The following is a 7417-nucleotide window of genomic DNA, read 5'->3' as shown; positions in this document are numbered from 1 at the left end:
TATATTATTACTGACCTGTTAAGCCACTTTCCCCTCGGTAGATCACACGATCGTTACCGCGGTAGATGCCAAATGTGCACAATACAACAAGTGAGATTAGTTTTGTTCACTCCACCAAATAACTCGATCACTACCTCTGTACAAACCAAAACGAACTTCGGAAGATATAGTATCGTCAAAAATACCATCTTGGTTATAATCATTTCTCAACCACGGAAACGACTCAAAGCCAAGCGAACTTTCTAGAGCCCCTCGATTCCCTTCACCAGGCGCACTGTAAGATATATATCCTTCGCCATTTTGAATAACAGGCCTCGATTCTATGGTAGCAGCGGTAACACCACCTCCAATGGGTAGAGCACTTGAATCATTACCAACATCAAAGCTCAAATCCACGACCGAAAAGTCACTGCAAGAGTCACTGGTATTCGTTTTAAAGCTTGAGCCATCAAAGTAGTAGCTTGTTACAACAGATTGCACTCTTGACGTTTCTGGGCCAAACGTATCTGCGATCGCTAAATACCCCCAGCGTTGACGTTGTGCATCTGAAACTGAAAAATCAAAACCGGAGCAAGAAGAACTTCCATTAGTTTGATAACAAACACCATCAAGATCTTTTGTGTCATTAACAGCTAAACGAACGACAATCCCTTCATTGATTAGTCCTAAGGGAGTCAATGGTTTCACATAAGCTATTTGAGCCTCTTCTAAGCTTGCCAATTGAAGATTAGAATCAAAAGTGACTTGTCCCGGCCAAGCAAAGCCTTGGGTTTTTACAACTTTACTAGAATCGGTATCAGTAATAGACAATGTTGAGCTTTCTGCCCAAAAAGTTCTAAAGTTCCAAGGATTAGCATATCGCCACCAACCGCCAAATTTATAATTAAGCGTTTCTTTCTCTCCATTACTGCCCACGTTATCAAACGACCGCCCCGTAACAGTTAATTCAGGTAAGCTACTGAACTCCATAGCTTGTCCTAAATAAGTGAAAGTTGAACAAGCTTCAGTAAAACTCGGAGTGTTGCTATCTAGATGAAGATAATAAGGTATAAATCGCCCAATAGAACCAGTCTGCGCACCTTGAATCGTAAAAGAGTTACTGCCTAAATAGGAAGGTAACTCTTCAACTAAAAAGTTAAAAACCCCCACTTCAGAAATACTTTGTGCGACAGAGTTAATGCCAGAACTAATTATGGTATGACTGTAAGAGATATTACCAAGTAAACCAGGCTCTGCACCGGTAACGACTGGAGCCTTAAGTTCATGACTCAAAGCAATATCTTGTGAGCTAAAGTTAGGAGTAACTACTCCTGTATCGCCCGAAGCCCAAATATTTAATGTAAAAGCTTCACCGGCTTTCGCAAAAACGGAGCAACTTAAATCTTCGGTTACACAGGAGCCGCTATTTCCAGCTGTATTTCTAGCTTGTATATTGAGCTGCTTAGGGAAACTGACAAACTGGGCACTCCCTCGCATATCCAATCCAAGTTCATCATCAGAACCTTCATACTGAGCATTAAGTTGTAACTTTCCTGCGTCAATATAACTGACATCAAACTCTGCTTCCCCATCATTATCAAAATCAACGGTAAATATTTTTGGGGAAACACTGCTCATTGCCAGATCTTTTTCAATACTGCCAACTTTTAAACCAATAGTAGGACTACCAATAATGACAGAAGAATCGGGGGTAACGTACTGCCCAAAAAATTCGATATTCTTTGAAGTGTTCTGAAAGCTTGGTAAACACTTTTGAGCATCATCGGAGCTTTTTACTGCTTTTATACGACCAGTTACTGGTCTGTCGGCTATTTTGTCGGGGACGTTTAAGATAAAACCACTGCTATAAAACTCAATGTTACAGTTGCTGCTTCCTAAAGCTCCTCCTGCACTCGAACACAATGTTTCCCCACTAGGAATCACAGCAGGATCAGATTGGATGACTCCAATTCTCAAGTTACCCGCCGTATTCTTGCGAACTGAATATATGCCTGTACCACCAGATAACTGAATTTGATTGCCGCCAACCCAACCTCCACCACCGGTTACAATTTCAGGCGATAAAGTCACATCAACATCTTCAGTCACCAATTCTGAACAGGACTCATTAGCACAGGCACGAATAGTCACTTCTTCTGCATTACAGGTTAACTCACTGCCTGAATGATCAAATTCAAAGTGATCAATCGAATTCTCTGGCTCATCTGAACATAAGTGTGTTTGGCTATATAATTGAAATATTTCATTGTTGTTTAATGGCTTATCAAATATTTCAACCTCATCGATATAACCATCAAAAGCCCGTCCTGAAAAGTTCTGATCTTGGCCTATTTGTAAAGGCTTAGTATTATTTACTAATTTTCGATTTGCATTTACTAAAAGCTCTCCTCTTTCTTCTCCATTAATAAATAGGCTAGCCATAGATTTATTATTGCTATAACTTTCAGAGTCGTATCTAAGCGTAATAAATGACCACTCATTTATTGGAATACTGACTTCACTTGTTAATGTTCTCGTTTGAGCACTTCCGTTTCCATTTTTGTTTTTATCTTGCCACCACCAAAATATTTGGCCTGACGAGTTTAAATGAAACTCATAGTTGTTATCTTTTGAGACAATAGAATGCAATCCAGAACTTGGATAACTAGTGGGTTTTACCCAAACGGAAATCGTAAAATCTTTATCTAAATTTAATATGTTATCGTGAGGTACATTAATATATTGATTCGAACTATTGATAAACTCACCGAAGCCACAGGTGCCCAGAGAGTTAATAGTCGGTATGGCAGAGAATTCAGAAGATGGCTGCGCTGTTAAACCATTAACAGTTTGTCCATGTAATTGATTTTCAGAACTGTCGACTACTTCATTATTTGCGCCATTCCAGGATGCTTCATCTAAATGATATCGAGCAATCGGATTAGGTAGTTCTTCTATTCCACACGCATTTTCTGGCACGGTTTGATACAAGCAAGTACCATCAACGACCGTTCCATTACTGACATAAACCGTCCCCCAGTTAGGTTGCCCTGCTTGAACGTCACCAATAACATAAGAGTCATCGAGCTCCACAGTTTCAGAAGAACTCGTAATGTCACCAGAGACCTGAGAACCTTCAATAACAATTTTGTTTTTAGTTGAAACATCCCCTTCAACTTCAGAATTTTCAATCGTTATGGTTTCATCGGTACTGGTCAGTTCACCAGACACCGCCGAATCCTCCACAACAATTTTGTTTTTAGTTGAAACCTTCCCTTCAACTTCAGAGCGTTCCATCGTTATACGGGAGTTTTTACTGGTGATGTCACCATCTACCCCAGAATTACTTATCACCACCTCATTGCTTGCGGTAATGCTACCGAAGAGTTTAGAGTCAGTGATCTCTACCTCGTTGTTTTTAGAATCAATCGATCCGATAACATTGCTATTGTGGATTTCAATATTACCTCCAGTCTCAATGGAGCCTTCAACAAATACTGAATCAAAATTAACAGGTGTACTATTACCAACAAAGCTACCCAACAGCTCTGAAAGGTTGTTGGAATCATTTTTCCATTCAAAATTACCATAACTCGCTTTTAGGTCGATAGTCGCGGAAGAATCACCTACTTTGTTATTACCTTCAAATTGAAAACCGCCATCGGCGGTTAATTGAATATCTATCGCAGATGAAAGAGTATCCCCTTTAGCAAGCTTAACGATGCCATAATTACATGTATATTGATTGCCAGTAACGGACCAATTATTACTAGTACAAGTTGGGAGGTTCATTTGAAGGACATAATCCGTAGCGAATGATGATGAAGATACGCCAAGTAGCACTAAGCTCAAAAAAAATCTACTTATCATCACGAATACCAACCTCTACGACTCTTTGTAAGACCCAATCCCCAACCGAACAGCTTCCTTTAGATATTAGTTGATATACGTTAATACCATTATCTAAAACGCCAATAGAGTTACAATGAATTTCCGCCTTGCATTGCGCCAACCCTTCACCTTCAAAGCTTATAGTTTTTGTATTAGAAGTATGGCAACTGTCTTCTGTCGGGGTTTGATAAAAACGACTGATTTCTATTTGTGCACCAGATCGCGCAGCCATTTCAGCCCGAGTACCGATCAGGGTTGAAATCAATTGCTCACTGTTACGTTGTTGGTTCTGATTAGCAACCATCGCAACCGAAGCCATAACCACTAGTATGAAGACAACTAGGATCAAACTTCCCCCCGTTTGTTTACGGAGCGTTATAGATAAGGGCATCATGGACAAACTGAATCTCCTCTCCTTTATCAGCAAACAATAACTCAAACCTCACCAAACCATTTCTTTCTAATTCTGGTGCCAAATTTTGAAAAGCGGCATCTTTTACATTTTCAGCTATCAAAACACCATTACCCAGCGATTCTGGTGATAAGGACATTCGAGACAATGGATAATCAGCATAACGAAAGATACGAGCATTGACGTGGCAATAAGCAACAGGAGTAAGGTAAAAGTAGAGACGTTTACTTGGAGAGCTGGTTTCAAATCCCGTTGCTTGAGTCAATTCAACATTGACCATCACCGCTGCAGAGGTAGTGAAGTCCACATCCTCTTTCACCTCTGCAATTTGACCTTCTATCGCTGGATCAAGACGCATCGAATTCGGGTCGTTAGGATAAACTATAACTCGCTCTCCTTGATAAATGCTTTTGTCTATTGGCAATATCCGTATCACTGCTGATTTCGCCTCTGGCGCCGGAAGTTCTTGATAAATAGCACTATTGATGATCGGCAAAAATTCAATACAATCATTTTCAATTAAAATACTGTTAGGGACGGCTTCTCTTAATTCTCGAGTCATTCGCTCCGTGACAAATTTACCTTGTTGTATCAAAGCTTCACGAGCTGTGCTATCAACATAAATCCCCATACCCTGTTGAATAACATTCCCCAAAAATAGACCAACAATAGAAAGCAGAAGAATAGTAATAATCATCTCTATCAGTGTAAAACCACGCATTAGAAATTCCCTTTAATCGCAGAAAAAGGATAGCGGTTATCCTGAGAATCAATAATCACAACTTCAACCCTCTTGTAGTGTGTTCGGATCATAGATGGCTTTCCAGACATCATCACCGTATCGTCATTAACAACAGCAGTATCATAAAACACATCGATTTCGACATTGAAATTGCGATAACCCGCATCACTGAGATCGCTATCAAGAACATCTTCAACACGCCCTCTTAAACCATGAAAATCATCAACATCATTAGCCAAGCTCTTTACCAGGATACCACTAGCGTCAGTTTCTCCGCTGTCAGGCCCCAAATCATTGGGTAACGTGCACAGTTGTTGACCTGGAGTTGAGATTATTGAGACTGCACATTCAGGCACTCCTCCGTTCACGCCGGAAAATTGGTCATACCCGCGACCCATTACCTCATCAAGTACTGAGCGAGCAAGATCTGCAGCTTTAACTGATGTTATTTGTTCTGCGGTCTGAATTGAACGCGGGTACAAAGACGCGGTAAGTCCAGCAAGAGCAAAACCAATAAGAGTAATCACAATGATCATTTCTATTAGGGAAAAACCTTGGGTGCGGATTTTTTGTTTAACATCCATAGATATACCCTTCAGTATTAATGCACACTGAAATTGAATCATCGTTGACAGTCGAAGATATCTCAATCTGACAATTCGATACTAAGCATTGCTGAGCTCGACCCGAACTATCAAAATCAAGGTACGAAACATTGATATCAGTTTGTAGCTTAAACGTCACTTTATTCTGTTTGCCATCAACAAAACTGGAATCAGTAACATCAGCAGGAAATTGTTCAGTACAAATACCTTCCGCGTTAGACGGAGAGGCTTGAATAGCTTGAGTTTGGTTTGAATTTAACAGCCAACGGTTACAATAATCGGAACGATTCATCGCACGGTTTTGTACTAATCGTAATGAAGCTAATACTTCGCTTTGTACAAGGTAGGTTGAAAAGGAAGAGGAGCCAACATAACGGGTAGATGCGTATAGGGAAACAATACCAATCAATATAATGACGATGATCAGCTCTACCAGAGTAAAGCCGTTGGATGTGGGGCTGTTATCCATAATGAGCCTCTAACTGCCTAGCGAATACTGATTATACAAGATAACGAAGATAACGATCTTATGTATATGAATAGTTTTGATATTTATGTGTAGTAAATAGAAAAAGGCCAGCTAATGCCGGCCTTTCAGATTTTAAATCACTACAATTCTACTGCGTTTGGCATAGCGTATCTGTGCCATTATCAACAACACTTACTGTCGCAACTGCTGCTGAAGTTGCTTCTACATACTGAACACATTTAGCTGTATAGTTTTCAATACCAAACGTAACTGCCGTTGGAGAGGCACCAGATACCGTACCAATCACTTGAAAATCATCATTTACACCAATGGCAACACCCGATACATTAGAGACTCCTGCAGCTAAACTAGTTAACCCTTGATTGCTTATTTCACTCGCAACACTCGCAATACCTGACAAAGTGAAGCCACCGTTGATTGTAAGACTATTAGTTGCTGCGCTTCCTCCTACTGACTTCATATCAAAAGAAATCATCTGGACTGCATCCGCACCAACTTGAATAGAGGTAGAAAAACTTCCATCAAGTATTTTATTTTGTGCAAAAGTCGAATCCGCCGCTATGCGATTAACCTCTGAAGATAATGCCCTAACTTCTTCTTGTATCGCCAGTCGATCTTCGTCAGAGTTTGAACCATTTGCAGCTTGTGCCGCTAGTGTCCTTACTCTACGAAGCATAGTAGACACCTCTTCCATAGCGCCTTCAATAGATTGAGTTAAAGAAATGCCGTCATTGGCATTTCTATTGCCTTGATTCAATCCAAGTACTTGCGATGACAACCGGTTTACTATTTGCAAACCAGCTGCATCATCAACTGCACTGTTTATCCTGATCCCTGTTGACAAGCGCTTATAACTAACATCCATTTCATTAATAGCGCCTGCCATATTTCTTTGAGAAAATAGGCTACTTATATTGGTGCTTACATAGAGAGCCATAATTTACCCCCAATAGACATCAATATTAACCTAATAAGCTCAATGCAGCTTGTGGTCGTTGATTCGCTTGACTTAGTATTGTTTGGCATGCTTGCTGCAAGATTTGATTACGCGTCAATGAAGCTGTTTCTGCTGCAAAGTCAGCATCTTTGATACGTGATTTCGCTGCTGATAAATTCTCAGCAATATTTGATTGATTTCGAATAGTAGATTGAAAACGGTTTTGTACAGCACCTAACTCAGCACGCTTTTTATCAACAACTGCAATTAATGAATCCATCCCAGCCAAAGTAACTTGTGCATTAACTTGAGAAGAAACACTTATTCCAGTGGCGATGAAAGCCGCAGCAAAAGTATCAGT

8 protein-coding genes are annotated in these 7417 nt (G+C 40.2%); all 8 read right to left on the bottom strand.

Features of this window, described 5'->3' with window-relative positions:
- Window positions 1-7: 7 nt before the first annotated feature.
- The gene (locus tag Q0688_RS27690; protein ID WP_321187992.1) at window positions 8-82 is read right to left on the bottom strand and encodes a DUF6701 domain-containing protein; all 75 of its coding nucleotides are present in this window, start codon (window positions 80-82) and stop codon (window positions 8-10) included.
- Between the two features lie 14 nt (window positions 83-96).
- Entirely contained in the window at window positions 97-3849 is a 3753-nt protein-coding gene (locus Q0688_RS23350; protein WP_016788311.1) for a DUF6701 domain-containing protein, read from the bottom strand.
- Window positions 3839-4219, bottom strand: a complete 381-nt coding sequence (locus Q0688_RS23345; protein WP_299082979.1) for a hypothetical protein — start codon at window positions 4217-4219, stop codon at window positions 3839-3841. The genes Q0688_RS23350 and Q0688_RS23345 overlap by 11 nt, the downstream gene beginning before the upstream one ends.
- Window positions 4220-4235: 16 nt before the next feature.
- Complete coding sequence (locus tag Q0688_RS23340) at window positions 4236-5003, bottom strand: PilW family protein (protein ID WP_016788313.1); 768 nt, start codon at window positions 5001-5003, stop codon at window positions 4236-4238.
- Window positions 5003-5608, bottom strand: coding sequence for a type II secretion system protein (locus Q0688_RS23335; RefSeq protein WP_299082974.1), 606 nt, complete (start codon window positions 5606-5608; stop codon window positions 5003-5005). Before Q0688_RS23335 ends, Q0688_RS23340 begins: the two co-directional genes overlap by 1 nt.
- A complete protein-coding gene (locus tag Q0688_RS23330) occupies window positions 5598-6098 on the bottom strand; it encodes a prepilin-type N-terminal cleavage/methylation domain-containing protein (RefSeq protein ID WP_016794285.1) in 501 nt (166 codons plus the stop codon). Before Q0688_RS23330 ends, Q0688_RS23335 begins: the two co-directional genes overlap by 11 nt.
- Before the next feature lie 148 nt (window positions 6099-6246).
- A complete protein-coding gene (locus tag Q0688_RS23325) occupies window positions 6247-7056 on the bottom strand; it encodes a flagellin (RefSeq protein ID WP_299082969.1) in 810 nt (269 codons plus the stop codon).
- Window positions 7057-7081: 25 nt separating this feature from the next.
- A partial coding sequence (locus Q0688_RS23320) for a flagellin (RefSeq protein ID WP_299082967.1) occupies window positions 7082-7417 on the bottom strand: 336 nt, incomplete at its 5' end.

The sequence above is a fragment of the uncultured Paraglaciecola sp. genome (genome assembly GCF_937123705.1).
GTDB lineage: Bacteria > Pseudomonadota > Gammaproteobacteria > Enterobacterales > Alteromonadaceae > Paraglaciecola.
Note: the sequence above shows the minus strand (reverse complement) of the source record. Positions and strands in the feature narration are given on the sequence as shown.

Excerpts from the sequence above, each read along its gene's own strand:
- Q0688_RS23350 (WP_016788311.1), bottom strand. The coding sequence starts at position 3,849 with ATGATAAGTAGATTTTTTTTGAGCTTAGTGCTACTTGGCGTATCTTCA.
- Q0688_RS23340 (WP_016788313.1), bottom strand. The coding sequence starts at position 5,003 with ATGCGTGGTTTTACACTGATAGAGATGATTATTACTATTCTTCTGCTT.
- Q0688_RS23335 (WP_299082974.1), bottom strand. The coding sequence starts at position 5,608 with ATGGATGTTAAACAAAAAATCCGCACCCAAGGTTTTTCCCTAATAGAA.
- Q0688_RS23330 (WP_016794285.1), bottom strand. The coding sequence starts at position 6,098 with ATGGATAACAGCCCCACATCCAACGGCTTTACTCTGGTAGAGCTGATC.
- Q0688_RS23325 (WP_299082969.1), bottom strand. The coding sequence starts at position 7,056 with ATGGCTCTCTATGTAAGCACCAATATAAGTAGCCTATTTTCTCAAAGA.